31 protein-coding genes and 1 pseudogene are annotated in these 22,006 nt (G+C 47.8%); 18 read left to right on the forward strand and 14 right to left on the reverse strand.

Annotated elements, in window-relative coordinates; translation table 11 throughout:
- The first annotated feature begins 54 nt into the window (after positions 1-54).
- The 16 genes and pseudogenes from tuf (at position 55) to HG1285_RS18795 (ending at position 9,531) form a co-directional block, all read left to right on the forward strand.
- Positions 55-1,178 (forward strand): annotated as a pseudogene (gene tuf / locus HG1285_RS18135) (elongation factor Tu).
- A gap of 13 nt (positions 1,179-1,191) precedes the next feature.
- Positions 1,192-1,506, forward strand: coding sequence for a 30S ribosomal protein S10 (rpsJ, locus tag HG1285_RS09120; protein ID WP_008287528.1), 315 nt, complete (start codon positions 1,192-1,194; stop codon positions 1,504-1,506).
- 5 nt (positions 1,507-1,511) lie between these two features.
- A complete protein-coding gene (gene rplC, locus HG1285_RS09115; RefSeq protein WP_008287529.1) occupies positions 1,512-2,222 on the forward strand; it encodes a 50S ribosomal protein L3 in 711 nt (236 codons plus the stop codon).
- Positions 2,219-2,818 (forward strand): 50S ribosomal protein L4, encoded by a 600-nt coding sequence (gene rplD / locus HG1285_RS09110; protein ID WP_008287530.1) that lies wholly within the window; start codon positions 2,219-2,221, stop codon positions 2,816-2,818. The genes rplC and rplD overlap by 4 nt, the downstream gene beginning before the upstream one ends.
- Positions 2,815-3,123: a 50S ribosomal protein L23 gene (rplW, locus tag HG1285_RS09105; RefSeq protein WP_008287531.1), complete on the forward strand. Its 309-nt coding sequence runs from the start codon at positions 2,815-2,817 to the stop codon at positions 3,121-3,123. The genes rplD and rplW overlap by 4 nt, the downstream gene beginning before the upstream one ends.
- Positions 3,124-3,133: 10 nt before the next feature.
- Positions 3,134-3,997 carry a 50S ribosomal protein L2 gene (rplB, locus tag HG1285_RS09100; protein ID WP_008287532.1) on the forward strand — a complete coding sequence of 288 codons (864 nt, stop codon included), beginning with the start codon at positions 3,134-3,136 and terminating at the stop codon, positions 3,995-3,997.
- A gap of 188 nt (positions 3,998-4,185) precedes the next feature.
- Positions 4,186-4,458: a 30S ribosomal protein S19 gene (gene rpsS, locus HG1285_RS20230; RefSeq protein ID WP_232219482.1), complete on the forward strand. Its 273-nt coding sequence runs from the start codon at positions 4,186-4,188 to the stop codon at positions 4,456-4,458.
- 10 nt (positions 4,459-4,468) lie between these two features.
- Complete coding sequence (gene rplV / locus HG1285_RS09090; protein WP_008287534.1) at positions 4,469-4,867, forward strand: 50S ribosomal protein L22; 399 nt, start codon at positions 4,469-4,471, stop codon at positions 4,865-4,867.
- A 3-nt stretch (positions 4,868-4,870) separates the two neighbouring features.
- Complete coding sequence (gene rpsC, locus HG1285_RS09085) at positions 4,871-5,566, forward strand: 30S ribosomal protein S3 (protein WP_008287535.1); 696 nt, start codon at positions 4,871-4,873, stop codon at positions 5,564-5,566.
- A 3-nt stretch (positions 5,567-5,569) separates the two neighbouring features.
- Positions 5,570-5,992 (forward strand): 50S ribosomal protein L16, encoded by a 423-nt coding sequence (gene rplP, locus HG1285_RS09080; RefSeq protein ID WP_008287536.1) that lies wholly within the window; start codon positions 5,570-5,572, stop codon positions 5,990-5,992.
- Complete coding sequence (gene rpmC / locus HG1285_RS09075) at positions 5,989-6,189, forward strand: 50S ribosomal protein L29 (RefSeq protein ID WP_008287537.1); 201 nt, start codon at positions 5,989-5,991, stop codon at positions 6,187-6,189. Before rplP ends, rpmC begins: the two co-directional genes overlap by 4 nt.
- Positions 6,189-6,479 (forward strand): 30S ribosomal protein S17, encoded by a 291-nt coding sequence (gene rpsQ, locus HG1285_RS09070; protein WP_008287538.1) that lies wholly within the window; start codon positions 6,189-6,191, stop codon positions 6,477-6,479. The genes rpmC and rpsQ overlap by 1 nt, the downstream gene beginning before the upstream one ends.
- Positions 6,480-6,522: 43 nt before the next feature.
- Complete coding sequence (locus HG1285_RS09065; RefSeq protein WP_008287539.1) at positions 6,523-6,729, forward strand: hypothetical protein; 207 nt, start codon at positions 6,523-6,525, stop codon at positions 6,727-6,729.
- Positions 6,730-6,732: 3 nt separating this feature from the next.
- Positions 6,733-7,950: a bifunctional 3,4-dihydroxy-2-butanone-4-phosphate synthase/GTP cyclohydrolase II gene (locus HG1285_RS09060; protein ID WP_008287540.1), complete on the forward strand. Its 1,218-nt coding sequence runs from the start codon at positions 6,733-6,735 to the stop codon at positions 7,948-7,950.
- A gap of 11 nt (positions 7,951-7,961) precedes the next feature.
- Entirely contained in the window at positions 7,962-8,261 is a 300-nt protein-coding gene (locus HG1285_RS09055) for a hypothetical protein (protein ID WP_008287541.1), read from the forward strand.
- On the forward strand, positions 8,254-9,531 hold the full coding sequence (locus HG1285_RS18795) for a diguanylate cyclase (protein ID WP_008287542.1): 1,278 nt from the start codon (positions 8,254-8,256) through the stop codon (positions 9,529-9,531). Before HG1285_RS09055 ends, HG1285_RS18795 begins: the two co-directional genes overlap by 8 nt.
- On the opposite strand, the gene HG1285_RS17425 is transcribed toward HG1285_RS18795, so the two are convergent.
- Positions 9,524-10,132: an ankyrin repeat domain-containing protein gene (locus tag HG1285_RS17425; protein WP_008287543.1), complete on the reverse strand. Its 609-nt coding sequence runs from the start codon at positions 10,130-10,132 to the stop codon at positions 9,524-9,526. The two genes, HG1285_RS18795 and HG1285_RS17425, sit on opposite strands and share 8 nt — an antisense overlap.
- Positions 10,133-10,142: 10 nt before the next feature.
- On the reverse strand, positions 10,143-10,478 hold the full coding sequence (gene metG / locus HG1285_RS09050; RefSeq protein WP_032496675.1) for a methionine--tRNA ligase subunit beta: 336 nt from the start codon (positions 10,476-10,478) through the stop codon (positions 10,143-10,145).
- Positions 10,479-10,567: 89 nt separating this feature from the next.
- On the opposite strand from metG, the gene tpx reads away from it, so the two are divergent.
- Positions 10,568-11,080 (forward strand): thiol peroxidase, encoded by a 513-nt coding sequence (tpx, locus tag HG1285_RS09045; RefSeq protein WP_008287545.1) that lies wholly within the window; start codon positions 10,568-10,570, stop codon positions 11,078-11,080.
- 23 nt (positions 11,081-11,103) lie between these two features.
- Here tpx and HG1285_RS09040 read toward each other — a convergent pair whose 3' ends face one another.
- The 5 genes from HG1285_RS09040 to pseI are packed head-to-tail and all read right to left on the reverse strand — an operon-like array spanning position 11,104 to position 14,997.
- Complete coding sequence (locus HG1285_RS09040; protein ID WP_008287546.1) at positions 11,104-11,661, reverse strand: Uma2 family endonuclease; 558 nt, start codon at positions 11,659-11,661, stop codon at positions 11,104-11,106.
- On the reverse strand, positions 11,658-13,097 hold the full coding sequence (gene gcvPB, locus HG1285_RS09035) for an aminomethyl-transferring glycine dehydrogenase subunit GcvPB (RefSeq protein ID WP_008287547.1): 1,440 nt from the start codon (positions 13,095-13,097) through the stop codon (positions 11,658-11,660). The genes HG1285_RS09040 and gcvPB overlap by 4 nt, the downstream gene beginning before the upstream one ends.
- A gap of 12 nt (positions 13,098-13,109) precedes the next feature.
- Entirely contained in the window at positions 13,110-13,517 is a 408-nt protein-coding gene (locus tag HG1285_RS09030; RefSeq protein ID WP_008287548.1) for a HEPN domain-containing protein, read from the reverse strand.
- Positions 13,507-13,947: a nucleotidyltransferase domain-containing protein gene (locus HG1285_RS09025; RefSeq protein ID WP_008287549.1), complete on the reverse strand. Its 441-nt coding sequence runs from the start codon at positions 13,945-13,947 to the stop codon at positions 13,507-13,509. The genes HG1285_RS09030 and HG1285_RS09025 overlap by 11 nt, the downstream gene beginning before the upstream one ends.
- Positions 13,948-13,965: 18 nt before the next feature.
- Positions 13,966-14,997 (reverse strand): pseudaminic acid synthase, encoded by a 1,032-nt coding sequence (gene pseI / locus HG1285_RS09020; RefSeq protein WP_032496677.1) that lies wholly within the window; start codon positions 14,995-14,997, stop codon positions 13,966-13,968.
- 146 nt (positions 14,998-15,143) lie between these two features.
- Here pseI and HG1285_RS09015 point away from each other — a divergent pair, with 146 nt between their 5' ends.
- Entirely contained in the window at positions 15,144-15,923 is a 780-nt protein-coding gene (locus HG1285_RS09015; protein WP_008287551.1) for a methyltransferase domain-containing protein, read from the forward strand.
- A gap of 11 nt (positions 15,924-15,934) precedes the next feature.
- Here HG1285_RS09015 and HG1285_RS09010 read toward each other — a convergent pair whose 3' ends face one another.
- Genes HG1285_RS09010 through HG1285_RS08980 form a run of 7 tightly spaced genes read right to left on the reverse strand, consistent with a single transcriptional unit; the run spans position 15,935 to position 22,005 of the window.
- Entirely contained in the window at positions 15,935-16,942 is a 1,008-nt protein-coding gene (locus tag HG1285_RS09010; RefSeq protein WP_008287552.1) for a glycosyltransferase, read from the reverse strand.
- Positions 16,939-17,592, reverse strand: coding sequence for a class I SAM-dependent methyltransferase (locus HG1285_RS09005; protein ID WP_008287553.1), 654 nt, complete (start codon positions 17,590-17,592; stop codon positions 16,939-16,941). Before HG1285_RS09005 ends, HG1285_RS09010 begins: the two co-directional genes overlap by 4 nt.
- Positions 17,592-18,887, reverse strand: coding sequence for an aminotransferase class III-fold pyridoxal phosphate-dependent enzyme (locus HG1285_RS09000; RefSeq protein ID WP_008287554.1), 1,296 nt, complete (start codon positions 18,885-18,887; stop codon positions 17,592-17,594). The genes HG1285_RS09005 and HG1285_RS09000 overlap by 1 nt, the downstream gene beginning before the upstream one ends.
- On the reverse strand, positions 18,884-19,654 hold the full coding sequence (locus tag HG1285_RS08995) for a glycosyltransferase family protein (protein WP_008287555.1): 771 nt from the start codon (positions 19,652-19,654) through the stop codon (positions 18,884-18,886). The genes HG1285_RS09000 and HG1285_RS08995 overlap by 4 nt, the downstream gene beginning before the upstream one ends.
- A gap of 1 nt (position 19,655) precedes the next feature.
- The gene (locus tag HG1285_RS08990; protein ID WP_008287556.1) at positions 19,656-20,474 is read right to left on the reverse strand and encodes an aldo/keto reductase; all 819 of its coding nucleotides are present in this window, start codon (positions 20,472-20,474) and stop codon (positions 19,656-19,658) included.
- Positions 20,471-21,769, reverse strand: coding sequence for a DUF4910 domain-containing protein (locus HG1285_RS08985; RefSeq protein WP_008287557.1), 1,299 nt, complete (start codon positions 21,767-21,769; stop codon positions 20,471-20,473). Before HG1285_RS08985 ends, HG1285_RS08990 begins: the two co-directional genes overlap by 4 nt.
- Entirely contained in the window at positions 21,769-22,005 is a 237-nt protein-coding gene (locus HG1285_RS08980) for a phosphopantetheine-binding protein (RefSeq protein WP_008287558.1), read from the reverse strand. The genes HG1285_RS08985 and HG1285_RS08980 overlap by 1 nt, the downstream gene beginning before the upstream one ends.
- Between the last annotated feature and the right edge of the window lies 1 nt (position 22,006).

Here is a 22,006-nt window from a genome sequence, read left to right on the forward strand (position 1 = left end):
AACGTAGGGACGATAGGGCACGTAGACCACGGCAAGAGCACGCTGACCTCAGCCATAACCTGCACCCTTGCAGCAGGGCTGGTAGAGGGAGGAAAGGCAGAGTGCTACAAGTACGAGGAGATAGATAAAGCACCAGAAGAGAAAGAGAGAGGGATAACCATAAACATAACCCACGTTGAGTACGAGACAGCCAAGAGACACTATGCCCACGTTGACTGTCCTGGGCACGCAGATTACATCAAGAACATGATAACCGGGGCAGCCCAGATGGACGGGGCGATACTCGTCGTCTCAGCGGCGGACGGACCCATGCCCCAGACAAGGGAGCACGTGCTGCTCGCCAGACAGGTTAACGTACCCTACATAGTCGTGTACATGAACAAGTGCGACATGGTAGACGACGAAGAACTCCTTGAACTCGTTGAGCTTGAGGTAAGGGAACTCCTCAACAAGTACGAGTTTCCCGGGGACGAAGTACCCGTAATAAAAGGCTCAGCCCTTGGGGCGTTACAGGAACTTGAACAGAACTCCCCCGGCAAGTGGGTAGAGAGCATAAAGGAACTCCTTAACGCGATGGACGAGTACATACCCACCCCCAAGAGGGACACAGACAAACCCTTCCTCATGCCCATAGAGGACGTGTTCACCATATCCGGAAGGGGAACAGTTGTGACAGGGAGAGTAGAGAGGGGAGTACTCAAGCCCGGAGAGGAAGTAGAGATAGTAGGACTGAAAGAGGAGCCCCTAAAGACAGTAGCGACCTCCATAGAGATGTTCAGGAAGATACTTGACGAGGCACTACCCGGTGACAACGTAGGAGTGCTGCTCAGAGGAGTAGGCAAGGATGACGTAGAGAGGGGACAAGTTCTTGCAGCACCCGGTAGCGTGACACCCCACAGGAAGTTCAAGGCACAGGTGTACATACTCAGCAAGGAAGAAGGAGGAAGGCACACACCCTTTTTCCTGAACTACAGACCCCAGTTTTACTTCAGACAGCGGACGTGACGGGTACAGTTGTGAAGCTACCTGAGGGAGTGGAGATGGTGATGCCAGGTGACAACGTAGAGATAGAGGTAGAGCTGATAGCACCTGTGGCGATGGAAGAGGGGTTGAGGTTTGCGATAAGGGAAGGAGGAAGGACTGTAGGTGCTGGTGTAGTTACTGAAATACTGGATTGAGGAGTAACCTATTATGGAACAGGACAAGATACGGATAAGGCTTAGGGCTTACGACCACAAGCTGCTGGACGAGTCCGTCAAGAAGATAATAGAGACCGTAAAGAGAACCGGAGGAGTTATAAGGGGACCCGTGCCCATGCCCACCAAGATAAGGAAGTGGTGCGTACTAAGGTCTCCCCATAAATTTGAGCAGTCCAGAGAGCACTTTGAGGTTAGGGAGCATGCGAGGATACTGGACATAACGAGGGTTACTCCTCAGACGATAGAGGCTCTCATGGAGATAAACCTGCCTGCAGGTGTTGACGTTGAAGTGAAGATGAGGGGTTGATCGCTATGGGAATAGGAGTGATAGGAAGAAAGCTCGGCATGACGAGGGTGTTCACCTCGGATGGAACCGCTGTGCCCGTTACCGTCATACAGGTACCCGCCAACTATGTAGTTCAGGTTAAGTCTCCTGAGAAGGACGGCTACTCGGCTGTTCAGGTGGGTGCAGTTGAAGCTAAGGAGAAGCATCTGACCAAGCCCCTCATGGGACACTTCTCTAAGAAGAACGTAAAGCTGCTCAGATACCTTAAGGAGTTTAGAGTTGATAACACTCAGGACTATCAGGAGGGTCAGGAGCTCAAGCTTGAAGAGGTTTTCAAGCCCGGAGACCTCGTTGATGTGGTTGGAACTTCAAAGGGGCGTGGTTTTGCAGGAACCATGAAGAGGTGGGACTTCGGTGGATTTCCCAAGTCCCACGGACACAGGTATCACAGGGCTGTCGGTTCCATAGGTAACAGAACTGACCCCGGAAGGGTCTGGAAAGGCAAGAAGATGGCAGGACACTGGGGTGCAGAGAAGATAAGGGTTCAATCCCTGCTCGTGGTGGACGTGATACCCGAGGAGGGTCTGATACTGGTGAAGGGTTCAGTCCCCGGTCCAAACAAAGGACTCATCTTTATAGAGCAGTCAAGGATAGCGAGCAGGAAGAAGCAGCAGCTAAAACAGAACAGGCTCAAGCCTCTAATTGAGGGACTACAAAGGGCAGGAGCACAGGCATGAAGATAGGAAGGATAGAGGTGAAGGACGAGGTATTCAATGTAAAGGTTAAGAAGCATGTCCTGTGGGAAGTCGTGAAGTGGCAGCTCGCCTCCAGGAGGCAGGGAACCCACTCTACCAAGACGAGGGGAGAGGTAAACTACAGCGGTAGAAAGATACTTCCCCAGAAGGGTACCGGTAACGCCCGCCATGGAGACAGAGGTGCCAACATACTCGTCGGCGGCGGTGTTGCCCACGGACCCAGGCCGAGAGACTACAGCTACTCCCTTCCCAAGAAGGTCAGGAAGCTCGCTCTCAAGATGGCTCTCTCCGACAAGGCACAGAACAAGAACGTGGTTATAGTGGACAAGATAGAGATCGGAGACACTCCAAAGACGAAGAAGGCGCTGGAGTTCCTCAAAAAGAAGAAGATTGATTCCGAAAAGGTTCTGGTGGTGACCCCCGAGAAGGACGAACTCATAATGAAGTCCTTCAGGAACCTTCCGAACGCAAAGGTTCTGCCCGTTGAAGGTCTTAACGTTTACGACATACTCTGGAGCGACAAGCTTGTTATTCTCAAGGGTGCTCTTGAAGGAATCTATAAGAGGGTGGAAGCATGAGTCAGAGAAGACCTTACGAGGTGATAATAAGGCCGGTTATAACCGAGAAGAGCAACAGGCTTATGGAGGACTATGGGAAGTATGCCTTTGAGGTTGCCCTGGACGCCTCAAAGTCCGAGATAAGGAACGCTATACAGGAGCTTTTCGGAGTCAAGGTGAAGAAGGTCAATACCATGATAGTCAAGCCTAAGAAGAAGAGGATTATAGGTAAGTTCAGGCAGTATGGGACTACCAAGAAGTGGAAGAAGGCTATAGTTACCCTTGAGCCTGGAGAGAGCATAGACCTTCTTAACTTTGCCAGCTAAGGAGTGAGATATGGGTGTTAGAAAGCTAAAACCTGTCACCAACGGAACACGACATGCGGTAGTCTATGACTTCTCGGAGATCACCAAGAAGGAGCCGGAGAAGTCCCTGGTTGTCTGGTGGCACAGGGCTAAGGGAAGGTCCCGCCAGCAGGGTAAGATAACCTCAAGGCACAGGGGCGGGGGTCACAAGAAGCTTTACAGGATAATAGACTTTAAGAGGGACAAGAGCCTCGTACCTGCGAAGGTTGCCGCCATAGAGTACGACCCCTTCAGGAGTGCGAGGATAGCCCTCCTCCACTACGCCGACGGAGAGAAGAGGTATATACTCTGGCCGGAAGACCTCAAGGTGGGCGATACGGTCATGTCCATAAGTTACGAGGACGCCTCTGCGGGCAAAGAGCTTCCCGAGATAAAGCCTGGAAACGCCATGCCCCTTAAATTCATACCCGTGGGAACTATAATCCACAACATAGAGCTCAAGCCCGGGAAGGGTGGACAGCTGGTCAGGTCTGCCGGCACAGAGGCACAGATACTCGGTAGGGTGGGCAGCTACGTGCAGGTGAGACTTCCCTCGGGTGAGATGAGGCTCGTCCACGAGAGGTGCATGGCTACTATAGGTAAGCTCGGTCTTTCTGAGCACGAGCTCGTCAAGCTCGGTAAGGCGGGAAGGACGAGGTGGCTCGGCTGGAGACCTCACGTCAGGGGAACGGCTATGAACCCCGTTGACCACCCCCACGGTGGTGGTGAGGGAAGGACGAGGGGTAAGCACCCCGTATCTCCCTGGGGATGGAAGACAAAGGGATATAAGACGAGAAGAGGCAAGAAGTACTCGGACAGGTTCATAATTACGCGTAGAGACGGGAGGCCGCTCTGATGGGTTTTAAAGGTGCTTGGAACAAAAGGGACAGGCTCGTGGAAGACCTGGACACCTTCTACGGGCTTTACAAGCGTATTCACAGACTCCACAAGAAGGTGAGGGAAGCCCAGAAGAAGGGAGACCCTGAGCTCATAGAGAGAAGGATCAAGAAGTACGAGGAGACCTACGAGCAGTATAGGGAGCTCATAAACAAGAAGGCGTGGGTACACCCCAAGCTCTGGAAGAAAGTCAGACAGATGAACGAGAGCGGGGACAGGAAGGTTATAAAGACCTACTCCCGTTCCACAACCATAATACCTGAGTTTGTGGGGCACACCATAGCGGTTCATAACGGGAAGACCTTTGTTCCCGTTTACATAACCCAGGAGATGGTGGGACACAAGCTTGGAGAGTTCGCCCCCACCAGGACTTTCAGGGGACATCCCGAGAAGAGTGCCAAGGTCGTGAAGAAGAAGTGAGGTATAGAGGATGGGACAGCTGAAGATAAAGGACAAGAGCCAGAGGGAAGGTTACAGAGAGGGCGAGTCTATAGCTCTCCTTAGGTACGCGAGGATATCTCCCCTTAAGGCGAGGCTCATACTCAACGAGATAATAGGTAAGGACGTGGGTGAAGCCCTCTACCTGCTGAAGGTTCTACCCAAGAAGGGGGCTCGCATAGTTGAGAACGTGCTCAAGAGCGCCATAGCCAACGCAGAGCAGAAGGGTCTTGACCTTGACAGGTTGTACGTAAAGAAAGCGGTCGCCGACAGGGGACCCATGTTCAGAAAGTGGCTCCCAAGGGCTCACGGGAGGGCTACTATGCTCAGGAAGAGGCTCTCCCACATAACCATAGTTCTTGCCGAAAGGCAGGAAGGACAGGAGGACTGATTTATGGGACAGAAGACGCATCCTATAGGCTTCAGACTCGGGGTGACAAAGAGCTGGGATTCAAAGTGGTACGCTCCGAAGAAGGAGTACGCCCAGACCCTGCATGAAGACCTGAAGATAAAGCGCTACATAAAGGACAGGTACAAGGTGGCGGGTATATCCCGGATAGACGTTGAGAGGATAGTTGATAAGCTCAAGATAAGGGTTTACGCTTCAAGACCGGCGATAATCATAGGAAGGAAGGGGCAGGAGGTTGAGCTCCTCAAGAAGACCATAGAGAAGATGATCTCAGGCAAGGAGGTCACCATAAACGTTACCGAGGTCAGAGTCCCCGAGGCTGATGCCCAGCTGGTTGCCGAGGACATAGCCCTTCAGATAGAGAGGAGGGTCTCCCACAGGAGGGCGATGAAGAGGGCTATAGACAACGCCCTGAAAGCCGGTGCCAAGGGTGTCAAGATACAGGTGAAGGGAAGGATAGGCGGTGCCGAGCTTGCGAGGAAAGAATGGTTCCTCGTGGGAAGGATGCCCCTACAGACGCTCAGAGCGGACATAGACTACGGCTTTGCCACCGCTTACACCAAGTACGGAATACTCAGTGTTAAGGTCTGGATATACAAAGGAGACATACTCAAGGGAGGAAAGGAAGAGGTTCTCAAGAAGATAGAGGAAGACCTTGCCAAGGTTTCTCAGGAGGTATAAGGAATGTTTCTCCAGCCCAAGAAGACCAAGTTCAGGAAGCAACAGAGGAGAACCCTCAAGGGTAAGTCCCTGAGGGGGAACAGGGTTGCCTTCGGTGAGTATGGAATACAGGCTCTTGACAGGGCGTGGATAACCCAGAGGCAGATAGAGGCTGTCAGGGTAGCCCTCGTGAGGGCTCTCAAGAAGGGAGCCAAGGTCTGGATAAGGATATTCCCCGATAAACCCTACACCAAGAAGCCCAACGAGGTCAGAATGGGTGGAGGAAAGGGTGACCCTGAGGGATTTGTTGCCGTTGTCAAGCCCGGCAGGATAATGTTTGAGTTTGCCGGTGTTCCCGAAGAGGTCGCCGAGGAAGCCTTCAGACTCGCCTCTGCAAAACTGCCCATAAAGACGAGACTCGTTAAGGCTGGAGGATTCACGCTATGAAAGCTGCGGAGTTGAGGAAGATGAAGCTTGAAGAGCTTAAGAAGAAGGCTGACGAGCTCAAGATGGAGTTGCTTAAGTTAAAGTTCCAGCAGAAGATATCGGGACTGGACAATCCTATGGAGGTCAGAAACCTCAGGAGGGATATAGCGAGGGTTCTCACCGTTATAAGGGAAAAAGAACTCAGAGGTGAAGGGTAATGGCTGATAAGAAGTGGAATGAGAAGAGAAAGCACCTTGTAGGTGTTGTGGTGTCTGACAAGATGGATAAAACTGTCGTTGTGAAGGTGGATAGGAGGGTTCCCCACCCCCTTTACGGCAAGCACATAATAAAGAGCAAGAAGTACCACGCCCACGACGAGAAGAACGAGTGCAGAGAGGGAGATGTAGTTGAGATAAGGGAAACGAGACCCCTCTCCAAGACGAAGAGGTGGGTAGTGGTGAGGGTGATCCAGAGGGCGAGAAGTGCTGAGGAAGCTCTCTCGGAGTAGTCCTAACTTTCCTTTTAGCTGAAGTAAGCTTATCTTTATCCTTATGTTAAGGTATCTTCTGTACGTAGCTCTCGTATTTCTTCTGGCAGATCACGTATTTACGCACTGGGGTCCTGAGATAATCAACTGGCTCGCGAGCCAGTTTTTGGGAAGGGAGGTAGTCGTAGTTGAGGAAGCCCCCTACCGGGAGAGCCTCATAGACAAGGTTGTTCATGAAGTGCGTGATAAACTTGAGAGAGCCCGGAGGTAGGCCATGGCAGCAGGAGGATTTAAGTTCAACAGCATTGAGGAGGCTGTAGAGGACATACGAGAGGGCAAGATCGTCATAGTTGTGGACGATCCCGATAGGGAGAACGAAGGCGACCTTGTCATGGCGGCGGAGAAGGTCACGCCGGAAGCTATAAACTTTATGGCTAAGCACGGCAGGGGACTTATATGTCTGTCCCTTCCTCCCGAGAGGTGCGAGGAGCTTGACCTTTACCCTATGGCTCACAGGAATACAGACCCTAAAGGCACTTACTTCTGCGTTTCAATAGACGCTCACCCCAGACACGGAACCACGACCGGCATCTCCGCTTACGACAGGGCTAAGACCATAAAGCTCGCCATAAGCCCGGAGGCCGGTCCTTCGGACTTCATAAGACCGGGACACGTCTTTCCCCTGAAGGCGAGACCCGGAGGTGTCCTTGAGAGGGCTGGTCATACGGAAGCCTCGGTGGATTTAGCCAAGCTGGCAGGTCTTTACCCCGCAGGGGTTATATGCGAGATAATGAAGGAAGACGGTACTATGGCTCGCCTTCCAGACCTGATTGAGTTTGCCCGAGAGCACGACCTTAAGATAATAACGATAGCAGACCTCATAAGGTACCGCCTTAAAAAGGAAAAACTTGTTGAGCGTGTGGCGAGCGCCCACCTGCCTACTCCCTGGGGGACTTTCAGGGTTCACGCCTACAGGCACAAGCTAACGGGTGAGGAACAGGTAGCTCTGACCATGGGTGAGTGGGACGAAGACGAGCCCGTTCTCGTCAGGGTTCACTCCGAGTGCCTGACCGGGGACGTCTTCCGTTCTATGAGGTGCGACTGCAGACCGCAGCTTGAGAGGGCTCTTGAGATGATAGCGAACGAAGGCAAGGGAGTCCTCGTCTACATACTTGGGCACGAGGGCAGGGGAATAGGCATCGCCAACAAGATAAAGGCTTACGAGCTGCAGGAGAAAGGCTACGATACTGTTGAGGCGAACGAGAGACTCGGCTACCCTCCGGACTTGAGGGACTACGGTGTGGGTGTTCAGATACTCCTTGACCTTGGGGTCAGGAAGATGAAGCTCATGACCAACAACCCGAGGAAGATCGTAGCCCTTGAGGGCTTTGGACTTGAGATAGTGGAGAGGGTGCCCATAAAGACAGAGCCCAATCCCCACAACAGGGTTTACCTCAGCACGAAGAAGGATAAGCTCGGGCACATGTTTTGAGGAGGAATGATATGGCGGACTTTAGAAAGGCGGGGCTTGACAGGGGAGACATAAGGGCGGAGCTCAAGAACTTCCTCCTCTCCATAAGGATAAGGAGGGAGGAGTACATGAACATAATAGATGAGCTTGAGCCCGACGAGCTTGAGTACGACCTTAGGGAATACAGGGAGTACTTTGAGAAGCAGGTCAAGCCCCTGTACGAGCAAGCCCACGCGGTAGGTGTAAAGAGCCTGATTGAGCTTGCGGAGGAGGTAAAGGGAGTTTACGACGAGATAATAGAGCTCATAGAGAAGAAGCTTTCAGATGTCTGACAGGGATGTAGAGAGCCAGAGTATTCTTGAGGAGTTTGAGAGGCTATTTCAGGTAGTAGCTGTAAGAAAAGAAAGCCAGATAATCAGGGAGTTCGGCAGGGGCTTAACCCTCCTGAGGTTCTCCTCCATAATAGAGAGAGCGTTCCAGAACTACTACCTTGCAAAGAACATATGGAACATAAGGATAGCCGTGATCGTAGGAGTTGTCATGTACGCCCTCTTCAGTATCCTGGACGCGATAGCCTTTCCTCAGTTGAAGACCCAGCTCTGGATGATCCGCTTCCTGTTCGTTATACCCTTCGGCGTTCTCTTCCTGTTTCTAACCTTCAAGATTCAGAACGAGAGGCTTATAGAGTTCCTACACTCCCTTCTTGTTCTTATAGGCGGGCTCGGCATAGTTGCGATGATATACCTTATCTCGGGGGACAAGTACTACCTCTACTACCCCGGTTTGATGCTGGTTATCTTTTACGCCTTTACCCTGTCAGCCCTGAGGTTCTATTACGCAACGGCGAGCGTGTTAGCCTTGCTGCTCACCTATCCCGTCGTTGATCTGTACCTTCTTAAGACCCCTGAGGAGCTCCACATAACCAACATGTTCTTCCTGACGTCCTCCGCGCTCCTTGGCATGCCTGTTAGCTACCTGCTTGAGAGACACGCTCGCAAGGACTTCCTGCTGACCATGCTCCTCGCCTTTGAGAAGAGGAAGACCGACGAGCTCAACGTTAGACTGCGAGACATATCCTTCATAGATGGGCTCACAGGGGTGGCGAACAGGCTCAGGTTTGATGACTTCTTCCGCAAGGAGTGGAGAAGGGCGAGAAGGACTAAGAGACCCATATCCATTCTCATGCTGGACATAGACTTCTTCAAGAACTACAACGACCTCCTCGGGCACCTGGAGGGCGATGAGTGTTTAAAGAACGTGGCCAAGACGATCCAAAGCCACATAAGGGCTGACGTAGACCTCGTGGCAAGATACGGAGGCGAAGAGTTTGTGGTAGTCCTACCGGAGACAGACCTGAAGGGTGCTCTCAAGGTGGCTGAGAGAATAAGGAGGGATATAGAGGGGCTGAAGATAGCCCACCCAGGTTCTCAGGTTTCAAAGTTCGTTACGGTGAGCATTGGGGTTGCCTCCATAGTTCCCATAGACAACCTAAAGAAGGAAGTCCTCTTAAACATGGCTGATAAGGCTTTGTACGTTGCGAAAAAGAGAGGCAGGAACAGGGTTGAGGCTTACAGCATAGAGATGGAAGGGAAGGCTACCTGACAATACCTTTTAAGAATTCAGCTACCTCCTCATGTCCGTATTCCCTCGCGAAGTCAAGGGCTGTCAGGCCGCTGTTGTCCTTTGCACTCACGTCGGCACCCGAACGCACGAGGATTTTTACCACGGGGAGGTGTCCGTTCATGACTGCGACGTGGAGAGGAGTCAGACCGGCTCCGTTGCGGGCGTTTAGCTCCGCACCCCTATCCACTAAGATTCTGACTATATCGGCGTACCCGTTTCTGGAAGCGAGGTGCAGCGGAGTCCAGCCGTTCAGGTTTCTTGCGTTTACATCTGCACCCTTTTCCAGCAGTAGGATAACGATCTCCCTGTGCCCATTGTTGGCGGCGAGGTGTAGCGGGGTAGCCCTGTATCTGTCCTTTACGTTCGGCTCAGCTCCGAGCTTCAGGAGGTACTTTGCGAGCTCCACGTGACCGAACTCGGCAGCCGCGTGTAGAAGGGTCTCGCCCTCGTGGTTCCTTACTTCAGCCTTCTCCCTATCAAGGACTTTTTTGAGGGTTTCTAAATCACCGCCTTCGGCGGTCTTAAAGATATCAATACCGAAGGACAGACTGAAGAGCAGACTGAGTGCGAGAAGAAGCATAGATAAGAACTTAGCTCGCCTTTGAGCCCTCTTCAATATCCCTATCCGGAACCAAGAGGGACATCTTCTCTCCGTCCGAGAGGGCAAGTATCATTCCCTGGGACTCTATCCCGAATATCTTCCTGGGCTTGAGGTTTGTAACTATGAGTATCTTTTTACCCACCAGCTCCTCGGGGGAGTAAAACTTCGCTATGCCTGCGACCACCGTCCTCTCCTCATCTCCGAGGGAGAGTGTAAGTTTCAGGAGCTTCTCGGAGCCTTCTACCCTCTCCGCGTTGAGAACCTTTGCGAGTCTTAGGTCAAGCTTTAGGAAGTCCTCTATGCCTACGTAGTTTTTCTCTTCCATGGGATTCATTATTATATGACAGAAGACATCAAAACCTCTCCCCTTTGCTGATAGAATTGCTACAAAACCACAAGAAGGAGGTGGATGCCATGGCAGAGACAGTAACGCTCAAAGGAAATACAGTTAGCCTCGTTGGACCTGCGCTCAACGTGGGAGACCCTGCACCGGAAGCGGTGGTTGTTACCAAAGACCTTGAGGAGAAGAGGGTAGGTGGTGCTCAGGGAAAGGTTCAGCTCATAATAACCGTTCCTTCCCTTGACACACCCGTCTGTGAGACGGAGACCAAGAAGTTCAACGAGATGGTTCAGGGACTCGGGGACAAGGTGGACGTCACGGTCGTTTCCATGGACCTTCCCTTCGCGGAGAAGAGGTTCTGTGAGAGCTTCAACATAGGGAACGTCACGGTGGCTTCAGACTTCAGATACAGGGATATGGAGAAGTACGGAGTCCTGATAGCTGAAGGAGCCCTGAAGGGTATCCTCGCAAGGGCTGTCTTCATAGTTGACGCTGATGGCAAGGTTGCCTACAAACAGCTCGTTCCTGAGATAACCCAGGAGCCCAACTACGACGAGGTCATGGACAAGCTCAAGTCTATGGTCTGACCTGTGGGGGGTGCTTCCCCCTTTTAGAATATCTCCTCCAGTCTTACCTTAAATCCTTCTATCACCTCTGACCTTACCTCTCCCTTTCCTTCTTCTATACACCCCTCATCGTATATCTCGTACTTTCCCTGTTCGTTTAAGGCTAAAACCTCAACACACTTCATCTCCGGGTAGACGAGCCAGAACTCCTTTACACCGAACTTTTCGTAAGCTTCCTTCTTCTCAAGGGTGTCCCTTCCCAGCGTTGAAGGAGACACAACCTCAACCACCAGGTCAGGAGTACCGAAGATAGCTCTGTCTTCGTCTATTATTTCCTCTCGCTCTCTTGATACGAAGACTATGTCAGGCTGGAAGACGAACTTATCCCCCAGAACTACGTCAATTGGGGCGTAGAAAACTTCACCGATCTTTTCATTTCTTACGTAGTTCCAGAGAGCGAACTCAAGATTTCTGGAAACCCTCTGATGCCTCGGTCTCGGTGCCGGTGCCACAACGAGCCTCCCTCCTATTATCTCGTACCTTTTATCATCGTCCAGCTTTAGATACTCTTCGTAAGTCCACTCCTTCTCGGCGGTCTTCATCTCTGATATCTAAATATAGGCTTCCTGTTAGCTTCAGCCTCCTTGATCCTTTTAACGGGAGTTCTGAAAGGAGCTTTGTTGAGCTTTTCCGGGTTCTCCTTGGCTTCCCTCACTATGTTCTTCAGTGCGTTCGCAAACTTTCTCAGTGTGTCCGGGTCTTCGGTCTCGGTAGGCTCTATCATGAGAGCCTCCCTGACTATCAGGGGGAAGTAAACGGTGGGGGCGTAGAACCCGTAATCCAGGAGCCTCTTTGCCACGCCCATAGCGTTGGTCTTGTGCTTTAGGAGGTTCGTCGCAGATAGGACGAACTCGTGCATACAGGGGACATGGGAGTAAGGGTCGTTGAATGTTCCTCTTAGTAGGTATCTGAGATACCTCGCGTTCATGACAGCGTACTTTGCAACCCTATCTATCTCCTTCCCGTAGCTCAGTATGTAGGCGAGTGCCCTGAGCCACACACCGAAGTGCCCGTAAAAGGCGAGGAGCTTTCCCACACTCTTGGACATGTCCCAATTCAGGTAGTACCTCTCTCCGTCAAACTCCACCTGGGGAACGGGAAGGTAAGGCTTCAATCTCTCAGAGACCCCGACGGGTCCGCTTCCAGGTCCTCCACCCCCGTGGGGTGTTGAGAAGGTCTTGTGGAGGTTGAAGTGCATCACGTCCACACCCCAGTCTCCCGGTCTCGCCATACCGACCACCGCGTTGAAGTTTGCCCCGTCCATGTAAAGGAGCGCGTCCCTCCTGTGGAGCTCCTGGGCTATATCCTTTACCCTCCTCTCAAATATCCCGAGGGTATTAGGGTTAGTTATCATGAGACCTGCGGTCTCATCGTCCAGCTTCTTCATGAAGTCGTCCCAGTCAAGCTCCCCGTTCTTGTCGCTCTTTACAGTCACCACCTCAAACCCGCATATAGCTGCGGTCGCAGGGTTCGTCCCGTGGGCGGAGTCGGGTATGAGAACCTTCCTCTTCCCGTCGTTGCCTCTGTCTCTGTGGTAGGCGAGAATGAGGAGCAGTCCCAGAAGCTCGCCGTGAGCCCCCGCCGCAGGCTGTAGGGAGACGTCCGCAAATCCTCCCAGTTCTTTTAAAAGCTCTTTGAGCTCGTAAGCAACGCGAAGCGTTCCCTGTATGAACCCTTCGGGTGAGAGAGGATGGACAGCTATGAACTCCTCCGTACTTGCGAGTTCCTCGTTTATCCTCGGGTTGTACTTCATCGTGCAGGAGCCGAGGGGAACCATAGTGGTATCTATGGCGTAGTTCAGTTGGGAGAGCTTAGTAAAGTGCCTTACTACCTGAAGCTCGGAGAGCTGGGGAAGATTGAGTTCCTTCCTTATATACTCCTCCGGCAGATGTTCTGTGGGATCTACCTCAGGAACGTCAAGCTCGGGCAGTTTATATCCCCTTCTTCCTTCCTTTGATAGCTCAAAGAGGAGTTCCATGGAGGAATTATTTTAACCCGGCAGGGATTGAGCTATAGAAAGATAATCCTTTGCTATCCTTACAGCCCTAAGGGCATCTTCTTTTGTGTACAGCTCCTCCGGTATTATATCCATGTCTCCGTAGAAGGCAAGCTCTCTTTGACTTCTAAGCCACTTTGCCTCTTTATTGAGCTTCTTTAACTTATCCCTTATCTGGGATGGATACTCCTCTAGGTGCTGGTCTATTATGTTTCCCACATCGTGCCACTTGGGCGGTTGAATACCTATCTTTATTAGAAGCGCCTTTTGTACAAGCTCAACTATCTCCTGAGCTTCTCTAACTGTGTCCGCATAGTCATCCCTTTTTAAGAACTCCTGTAGAACATCAAAGCGTATCCTTGCTCTTCTTAGATAACTGTTTGCAAGCTCCTCATTTACCATCTTTAAATACAAAATGTGGCATAGGCTTTTTTACATACTTAATCTTACCCTTAAACTCTTCAAGCCTCTTGAGGAAATTTTTAAAGAAGTTATCCCTATCGTAAAGTACAATGAACTCTGTATCCCACAGCCAGGGAATGTCCTCTCTGAGAGAGGATCTTCTGAGGAATATGGGTGAGAGCCTCATCCCGAGCTTCTCAAGGCTTTTCAGTTTACTCTCCACGTTCTCGTAAAAGTCCATGTAGGTTTCGTAAGAACTCTTTGGCTTGTCCTCAAGGACTATGAGGAGGTCAACGTCAGACTCAGGGGTGGCTTTCCCCTTTGCGACCGAGCCAAAGACCACTAAGGATAAGAGCCTGTCCTTATAATGCTGGGTTGCCTTTTCCTTTATATCCTCCAGGAGCCTCTCAAGGTTTTTTTTGAAGTCCACATTTTAAAGTATAGTGCTTTACTCTATAAGATCCCAAGACAGGGGCGTTCCCTTTTCTATATCCTTCCTAGCTCTTCTACCCAAGATGTCTTTAAGGTGTTTGGGATGTAGCCCGTATCCCGGGCGTATAGACCTCACGTTCTCTTCCGTAAATACCTCCCCCTTCTTTACATCCTTAACCACAAACAGAGACCTTGCGAACTCCCTTCCCCTTTTCATCTTCTCAGTCAGCTCGTAACTCACCTTGCCCAGAGCCTTTTCCACATCCCTTATAGCCTGCACCATCTCTTTGAACTCCTCTGGTGTTAAAGAGAATTCTCTATCGGGAGAGTCTATATCCTTTGAGAGTATAAAGTGTTTTTCTATCACCTTCGCTCCGAGGGCAACTGCGGCTATGGGAACTGATATACCCAGGGTGTGATCGGAGAGACCCACCGGACAGCCGAAGGTCTCAGCCATGTTCGGGATGGTTCTTAGGTTCACGTCCTCCAAAGGCGCAGGGTAGGCAGACACACACTTGAGAAGGACGATCTGGTCGTTGCCCATCCGCCTGCAAGCATTCACCGCCTCCTCTATATCTGAAAGGGTAGCTATCCCCGTGGATATGATCACCGGCTTGCCTTTAGACGCCACGTACTCTATGAGAGGTATGTCCGTTATTTCAAAGGAGGCTATCTTGTAGATGGGAACATTAAGATCCTCTAAGAAGTCAACAGCGCTCTTGTCAAAGGGCGTTGAGAAGAATACTAAACCAAGCTTTTCGGCGAGTTCCTTTAACTCGTGATGCCACTCCCAGGGCATATAGGCATTTTCATAAAGCTTATAAAAGCTCTGCCCATCCCACAAGGTACCCTGTTTTATAAGAAAGTAATCCTTGTCGCTGTCTATTGTTACCGTGTCTGGTCTGTAGGTCTGAACCTTCACCGCATCCGCTCCCGCTTCCCTCATGGCGTAAATAGTTTCCTTGGCAAGGTTTAGATCTTGGGCATGGTTGGCTGAGAGTTCAGCAACTATAAATATTTTGTTCTCCAAAATTTTGTACAATGACATGTCTATCTACTCCTAGTGTCACAAAGGTTGTATGCAATGCTAAGCACATACATCTTCACACCTGTGATCTCAAGTAGATAATTCGGCCTTTACAATAATGTTTTCACTCCTATGATTTAAATACTAATATAATTTGGTGTGCCAACATGGAAGATCTGCCGATAAAGGATTTTTGGGAAGAACAAGGTAAAAGGTATAAAGATAATATTAGAGCAGTTAATTTTGACCCGTTATTAGAGGAGCTTGAGCTCTTCTTCTTAGAAAGAGTTATAAAGGACGGTGAGATAGTATGTGATGTTGGTTGTGGTAACGGTAGAACTCTTTTACAATTAGCCCAATCCTATAAGGGCTCAACCTTTTATGGTATAGATTTTGCTGAATCAATGATTGAGGTTGCGAATAAAAGCAAGGATACGCTCGGAGTTGAAAATGTCCACTTTTATCGTATAGATGCTACTTCAGAAAAACTTAGAAGTATATTTGAGCTTAAATTTGACACAGTGATAACTAAAAGGCTATTAATAAATTTAAGAGGCAAGGATAAATTTAAAGTTATTGAAAATATCTATGATATATTGAAAGATAGAGGAACTTATGTAATGATAGAATGCTTTACAGAACCTTTAGATAGGGTAAACAGGGTGCGCAAGGAGCTTGGCCTGGATGAAATAAAAATTAAATTTTTTAACGAGTACTTGTCTTGTGAGTTTCTAGAGAAAATCAGCGACAAGTTTATAATTGAAAATAAGATAGACTTTGGAAGTTTATACTATTTTATTTCAAGGATATTTAATGCTTATCTGTCTGAAGGAGAACCGGACTATTATTCTCCTATTAATAAGTTGGCATTAAGATTAACAAAAATGGGTGTCATTCCAATTGAGGGGTTTTCGCCAGAAATTCTTTTTGTTTTGAAGAAAGTTTAACATGGGCTCTTTTATTTATTTGTGTTCAATTTTATTACTAAATTTGAAGTTATCCTTCTTACCCCCTTACCATCAACCAGCAACTTACCAATTGAAGAAAGTCTGGCTCTGATCTCGTATTGTTCCAGCCTGCATATGCTTTCTTCCAACTTTAACTCCGACCTTTTATCATTCCAGTAAAGTAAATCCGCCAAGAACCCCTTGTCTTTAAATACCTGAGCCTGTAACTCCTGGTTATCTGCCACGACCACGCCTACAGTGGGAACACCCACCCGTGCAAGCTCGTATAGGGTCTGACCCGCAGCGGAGATAGCGATGTCAGCCTTTAACATTAGCTCCTTCATCTTCCCAGCGTTAGGATGGAAAACGAGTTCGGTTCTGCTATCGGATAAAGCTTCTACTTCTTTTATGGTGTCTTCTTTAAACCCTTTGCCTATAACAACAAATTTTCTGTAATCCTTAAAGTGCTTTGTTAAAATACTGAGCACTAAAGGCGTCATGCCCCGTAGATCCTCACCACCAAAGGTTACCAGAACACTGCTCAGTTCATTACTTATCTCTTTATCTTCTACCTCCCAAAACTCTTTCCTCATGGGTAGATACTTGACACCGCGAAGATATCTCACACAAGCAGATTCTGGATAATCTATCAGCTCAGCATGTATGTTTCCATTTATAACCACACCGCAAGGGTATTCTATCCCCCCAAAGTCGTCGTAGTAGGCGGGAACTTTCGCCATTTTGGAGAGATACTCGTAAACTTCCCTTGGAGCGAGATAGCTGTCTATCAGCAGTATATCAACTCCGCCGAACCTATCCTTCACACCCGAAGGGTCACTTATCCAATCAAATATATCCCAGTTTGCATCTCCAAGAACTGAACCTATGGACGCATCGCCTTTGATGATCATATAGGGTCTTACGCCGACCTCTTCAAAAGCTTGGCAGATCGCATACATTCTGGTAACGTGTCCGAAGCCTATCTCCTTGCCACCTTCGGTGAGTATCAGGACTTTCATGGTGTCTCTATGTACAACTCCTGTTTTCTCAATAGTGATACGGAGAAGAAATTGTTTATATTTATATTTGATAGAGACTTATCATCATGGTTGTAAGCCAAGGTCATCAATTCTATATACAGATTCGTTGAAGTAAATATATCTTTGTAGCGTTGCTTGTATGTATATAGTCCTTCCTTATGGTGGTATTTTCTCTTCAAAGGTATCTGGGTCTGGAAGTCACCCAGTATCAAGTGCCCTCCCCACCTGAGCATTGTATCTATCTTGGCTACGCTGAGAAGGAGCGTGCTTCTATCTATCCAGTGGAGTACGCTATTTACTATTATTAGGTCAAAGCCAGATGTGTGCTCCCTCTCATTAAATTCTGCCAGAGTGTTCTGGTAGAAGTTTATAAAACTCCACTTAGACTTGCCATCCTTAATAGCTTCTTTAGAAGGTTCTATGGCGTGAACCTCTGACCCGAACTCCTCGTGTATTTTTGCAAGTCTGTATCCGTTGGAAGCCCCTACCTCTAAGACCTTGGAGTTTTTACATATTAGGTTATAGTCTCTGATTGCCTTTAGTATCAGGTCTGCCTTAGGCTTTAACCCTTCTTTATTTCTTTCAAACCACTTATCAGCTTCTTCCTTTTTGAAGACATCATCCTGCATTAGGTTAGCCTCCTGAAAGTTTTATGACAGACCTCCGTTTTGAGTAGGCTGTAGGGATCTTTACTGCCAAGTTCGTAAAAAGTCTCTTCCACAGCTTTCCTGTAAAGCCTTAAATGATTCTTTCTGTGGGAGTAAGAGGCAAAGCATAAGGTTGAAGCAAGGAATCCCTTATCCAGCATAAGTTGAGTGAATAGAGTTTTGTAAAGAAGGGGATCTTCAGTGTTAAATGCAAAGTTTGGTATAGGGTCTATTCCAGATATGTTGATCTCAATTCCATATCTGTTAGAAGCTCTCTTCCATATACTTTTTACCTGTCTGCCCACATTTATCAAGTGAGAGGGAACTTCCCACAGATCAAGTAGCTTTATAGTTTCCAGACTGGCTACGAGACCACTCCTCTCAGTCCAGTACGTACTGCTGATAAACGTATCCTGAGCCACATCCATAACTGAAGCTCTCCCTATAACTGCAGACATCGGATAGCCGTTGCTTATAGCCTTGCCGAAAACAGCCATATCGGGCTTTATTCCAAGAACCTTATGGGCACCGCCCACGGTAAGACGAAATCCTGCGCTTATTTCATCAACTATCAAAGGAACCTTGAGGGAGTCCCTAACATCATGAAGAGTGTCTATAAACTCTTTGGTTGGCTGAACATTCCTTATTGGCTCAACGATTATGCACGCTATATCTTTATTATATTTTGTTGCCAACTCTTTGAGGGTATTAACATCGTTGTACCTGAAGGGAAAAGCTGTTCCTTTGAGCGCCTTTGGAACTCCGAGAGGATTCAACCCTTCCATAAGGTGTTCTTTTAGAGAGTCCTCTTGGTTAAGGTTTGCGGATAGATACCAGTCGTGCCATCCGTGGTATCCACAGAACAGGACTATATCTCTGTTGGTTTTTGCTCTGGCTATCCTTACCGCTATAGTAACGGCTTCACCTCCAGTTTTGGCAAACCTAACCATGTCCGCCCACGTGTGTAGCTCAAGCAGTTTTTCTGCAAGCTCTACTTCCTCCGGTGCGTTCAGCGTAGTCAGGTTGCCCTTCTTTATGGCTTCTATTACTTTGGAATCAACTTCTCTCCGTGCGTATCCGAGCACTGCTGTTCCCACTCCCATCAGGCTGAAATCCAAATACTCCTTCCCGTCCAGATCCCACACCTTACAGCCCTTAGCCTTAGAGTAGTAAGCTGGCCATAGCTTCGGCAGAAATAGCTCCGCTCGCTTAGAGAAGAGTTGGGTTGCCCCAGGTATTGCCCTTTTGGCTTCCTCATACAGTTCTTGTCCTCTCATGTAAGCCTCTCTATTTCTTCTTCGGTCAGTTCTTTGTCTTCTTGCAGGGATATGTAAAAACCTTCATCTCTGTCTATATGAGAGTTTATTTCCATAACCTCAGGGTTCTTTTTCAAGAAATCTATAACGTCTTCAAAGGAAAAATTTTTGTTATTGGCATATACGTTATCAAACACCCTTTTAAGGACTTCGTAATCTTCTTCTCTGTCCAGTGTTAAGCGAACGTGATACAGATCCTCCGGGCACACCAACTTTTCTATTTTACTGGCTACCTTGAACATATACGGGTTCACATGCTCTCTTTCAGATAGCATTCGTGCTTCCCTCCATGCCCTTTTCAGCATAGAGAAGGTGAATACAATCACATCAAACCCATCCGGGTAGCGGTCGTTGTATGTTATATCCGCTCCTGTATCCAAGTGCCTTTCCACCACTTTGTCTATTATTTGTGGATCTATTAGAGGGCAATCTGCGGTGATCCTTACTATGTGTTGCACATCAAGAAGTCTTGCGCACTGGTAATACCTGTCAAGGACATCCTTTTCAGAACCAGCAAATACCCTGAAGCCTATCTCCGATACCAATTTGACTATGGGAATGTCTTCCTTCTTCAAGGTTGTTGCTACCACCGTCTCGTCAACAAGTTTAGCTCTTGATGTTCTTTCTATAACGTGCTCCAGAGCGGTTTTGCCTCCCAGGGGAAGCATAACTTTACCGGGCAATCTTGTGGAGCCCATTCTCGCCTGAATTATTGCGACAATCTTCATTTTAGACCTTCCACATAAATGGGACTAAAAACTTTTCGTCTATATCATATCGGGGAACTTCAATATCTTTTGAGCACTCAACTGCCAAGTTCAGTTCAAGTTGTTTAATGCTGTCCACGCCCACAACCACTTTATCTACATGGGGATTTTTTAGAACATAGCAGAGCAATAGGTCTTTTAGTTCCACACCTTTGTTCTGTGATAACTTTCTCAATTCCAGCAAAATAGGTTTGATGTCATCAAAGAACGGATTTAACTCTGTTAGATCAATTAATAGTAGCCCTTGCAGAAATGCAGATCTAACATGCACCTCAATACCCCTATTCTTAAGCTTTGGTAATAAGGGTTCAAATCGCCTGTCAAGCACGTTGTAAGGAACTTGAACTATATCAAAGTTTAGCTCCAAAAGCCTTTCCAATTCCCAGGGAAAGTAAATTGAAAACCCCACTTTATCTACAAGTCCCTCCATCTTTAGCTTAAGAACTTCGTCCCACAGGCTTGGATCTTTTATAAAAACTTCTGCTCTGTGGGCTAAAAGTCCATAGACCTTTCTTAACTTCAAGCTCTGCAGGCTTTCATTTAGTTCCTCTTCTGCATTCTCCGAAAATTTAGTTATCACCTTAAAACGTTTTATTTTGGGATACTCCCCGAGAATTTTCTCTGCTTCACCGTAGGCTCTTGCGGTATCTAAGGTATCTATACCTTTATCAAGTGCTAGGTCAAGGATCTTAAAAACTTCTTCTTTTGGAATTTTACCTCTCTCATTGGCTATTCCGTAATCAAGCCCAAACTGAGCTGTGCCGAGAGCAAGCTTTTTCATAGTATTTCTAAAAGCCCTTCTCTAAGCAGTAAATTTATAGGGTCAATAAGCTCTGTAGGACAGATTTTGAGTATGTTTGCAAGATCTAAAAGATCATTTGTGCCATCTGAGTAAACTAATATGTTTAATAGAAGTTGTGGGTAGTCATACTTAGCACTCCAGTAGCTTACTCCAGGGTAAAGATTCCTCTTTCGCATGAAAGGCTCACATAGAATGGTAGTTTTATATACGTAATTGTTCTCAAGGGATTCAACGATCTTTATGTATAGATCTAAACTTTCTTCAAGCCCTTTTGGGGTAACAAATTCAAGATTATCAAGTGAGGTGTGATACTCTTTGAACTCTCCATACTTTGTCTTTGTAACAGAGCAAACGGGTAGATCAACCCCGGGCCAACAATACTGCCTTTCGTCTGAACCTCTGTCAATATAAGAATATCTTTTAAAGCTTTTGGCACAGTTCTCCAGAACAGTAAGCGCTACTTTGTCTGCTAAAGTGTTTCCATACCTACTGGGGATGTAAGAAAACTCCCCTTCATCTCCCACACAAGTTACAACGAACCCTGCTATAACCTTCTCCTTTAGGTGCTCTAAGTTTCTTTTCAAATAACAAATAGCACCTATGGTTTCGGGAATAAAGACAAACCTGTAAGTGTAACGTCTATCTTTATTCTTGAGATACTTAGCCAAAAAGGTGCATAGCACTGGTCCAGAGAGGTTGTCGTTAGCAAGTGAAGGGTGACATATATACGTAGAGAAGAAAACCTCTCTATCTTCCTTTCCCTTCAGTACTACCTCGCCGTAGTTTAACTCTCCATCTACAAAGCGACTTTTTATGACAACTCTGTATTTGGAATTATGGTTTAGTTTATTGAACTGATTGTAGGACATGCAGAATCCCCAGAAGGAAGAGTAGTAGGAGGTAACGTATGGTACTGCATCAGGCAGGTCTTCTCTGTAGAAGATATGCTCCTTTAGTTCGTCAAAATTAAGAACCTTATCAACAGGTATAGAATATCCAACTACATGTAGGTTGTTCTTTTTAAAGTCTAAGATAACCTTTCCTGTATCTACTTCCTGAATGTATGCTTCTTCACAGACCCACTCCTTTGGAACTTCCCAGTCAAAGCATCTCTCACCGCTTTTGATACCTTTTATCTCCAGCTCAGGTATATAGTCCTTTATGATCCCTAGCGTTCTTCTTACACCATCACCGGTGATAGATCTCGGTATGGGAAATAGGAGCTTGAGTAAATTAAACATGTCCTGTCCCACTTTCGGTTTAGCGTTTTTCATTACCCTTTTCTATCATTGATGTATTCCACAATGTCCTTTATAGATGTTAGATTGGGTATGTCTTCATCGGGTATGTCTATGCCGTATTTTTCCTGAATTGCTAAGAAGACAGAGAGCATATCTAGGGAGTCTATACCCTGTTCATACACAGAGGCTGAAGGATCTAAGCTTTTAACTTTGTCCTTTAAGCTTTCTATCTCACCTATAAGTGCTATGATGTCCTCAACTTTTACCATT

It is taken from the genome of Hydrogenivirga sp. 128-5-R1-1, from assembly GCF_000171895.1.

Bases quoted from the DNA above. Each gene is read 5' to 3' on its own strand.
- gcvPB (WP_008287547.1), bottom strand. From the start codon at position 13,097: ATGGAACTCCTCTTTGAGCTATCAAAGGAAGGAAGAAGGGGATATAAA.
- rplW (WP_008287531.1), top strand. From the start codon at position 2,815: ATGAGTCAGAGAAGACCTTACGAGGTGATAATAAGGCCGGTTATAACC.
- rplP (WP_008287536.1), top strand. From the start codon at position 5,570: ATGTTTCTCCAGCCCAAGAAGACCAAGTTCAGGAAGCAACAGAGGAGA.
- tpx (WP_008287545.1), top strand. From the start codon at position 10,568: ATGGCAGAGACAGTAACGCTCAAAGGAAATACAGTTAGCCTCGTTGGA.
- HG1285_RS09060 (WP_008287540.1), top strand. From the start codon at position 6,733: ATGGCAGCAGGAGGATTTAAGTTCAACAGCATTGAGGAGGCTGTAGAG.
- HG1285_RS09040 (WP_008287546.1), bottom strand. From the start codon at position 11,661: ATGAAGACCGCCGAGAAGGAGTGGACTTACGAAGAGTATCTAAAGCTG.
- HG1285_RS08990 (WP_008287556.1), bottom strand. From the start codon at position 20,474: ATGAAAAAGCTTGCTCTCGGCACAGCTCAGTTTGGGCTTGATTACGGA.
- rplC (WP_008287529.1), top strand. From the start codon at position 1,512: ATGGGAATAGGAGTGATAGGAAGAAAGCTCGGCATGACGAGGGTGTTC.
- HG1285_RS09000 (WP_008287554.1), bottom strand. From the start codon at position 18,887: ATGAGAGGACAAGAACTGTATGAGGAAGCCAAAAGGGCAATACCTGGG.
- rplV (WP_008287534.1), top strand. From the start codon at position 4,469: ATGGGACAGCTGAAGATAAAGGACAAGAGCCAGAGGGAAGGTTACAGA.
- metG (WP_032496675.1), bottom strand. From the start codon at position 10,478: ATGGAAGAGAAAAACTACGTAGGCATAGAGGACTTCCTAAAGCTTGAC.
- HG1285_RS08980 (WP_008287558.1), bottom strand. From the start codon at position 22,005: ATGGTAAAAGTTGAGGACATCATAGCACTTATAGGTGAGATAGAAAGC.
- rpmC (WP_008287537.1), top strand. From the start codon at position 5,989: ATGAAAGCTGCGGAGTTGAGGAAGATGAAGCTTGAAGAGCTTAAGAAG.
- HG1285_RS18795 (WP_008287542.1), top strand. From the start codon at position 8,254: ATGTCTGACAGGGATGTAGAGAGCCAGAGTATTCTTGAGGAGTTTGAG.
- rpsQ (WP_008287538.1), top strand. From the start codon at position 6,189: ATGGCTGATAAGAAGTGGAATGAGAAGAGAAAGCACCTTGTAGGTGTT.
- HG1285_RS09065 (WP_008287539.1), top strand. From the start codon at position 6,523: ATGTTAAGGTATCTTCTGTACGTAGCTCTCGTATTTCTTCTGGCAGAT.
- HG1285_RS09055 (WP_008287541.1), top strand. From the start codon at position 7,962: ATGGCGGACTTTAGAAAGGCGGGGCTTGACAGGGGAGACATAAGGGCG.
- rpsJ (WP_008287528.1), top strand. From the start codon at position 1,192: ATGGAACAGGACAAGATACGGATAAGGCTTAGGGCTTACGACCACAAG.
- rplB (WP_008287532.1), top strand. From the start codon at position 3,134: ATGGGTGTTAGAAAGCTAAAACCTGTCACCAACGGAACACGACATGCG.
- rplD (WP_008287530.1), top strand. From the start codon at position 2,219: ATGAAGATAGGAAGGATAGAGGTGAAGGACGAGGTATTCAATGTAAAG.
- HG1285_RS08985 (WP_008287557.1), bottom strand. From the start codon at position 21,769: ATGAAAAACGCTAAACCGAAAGTGGGACAGGACATGTTTAATTTACTC.
- HG1285_RS09010 (WP_008287552.1), bottom strand. From the start codon at position 16,942: ATGAAAGTCCTGATACTCACCGAAGGTGGCAAGGAGATAGGCTTCGGA.
- HG1285_RS17425 (WP_008287543.1), bottom strand. From the start codon at position 10,132: ATGCTTCTTCTCGCACTCAGTCTGCTCTTCAGTCTGTCCTTCGGTATT.
- HG1285_RS09030 (WP_008287548.1), bottom strand. From the start codon at position 13,517: ATGGTAAATGAGGAGCTTGCAAACAGTTATCTAAGAAGAGCAAGGATA.
- pseI (WP_032496677.1), bottom strand. From the start codon at position 14,997: ATGTCATTGTACAAAATTTTGGAGAACAAAATATTTATAGTTGCTGAA.
- rpsC (WP_008287535.1), top strand. From the start codon at position 4,871: ATGGGACAGAAGACGCATCCTATAGGCTTCAGACTCGGGGTGACAAAG.
- HG1285_RS09015 (WP_008287551.1), top strand. From the start codon at position 15,144: ATGGAAGATCTGCCGATAAAGGATTTTTGGGAAGAACAAGGTAAAAGG.
- HG1285_RS09005 (WP_008287553.1), bottom strand. From the start codon at position 17,592: ATGCAGGATGATGTCTTCAAAAAGGAAGAAGCTGATAAGTGGTTTGAA.
- HG1285_RS08995 (WP_008287555.1), bottom strand. From the start codon at position 19,654: ATGAAGATTGTCGCAATAATTCAGGCGAGAATGGGCTCCACAAGATTG.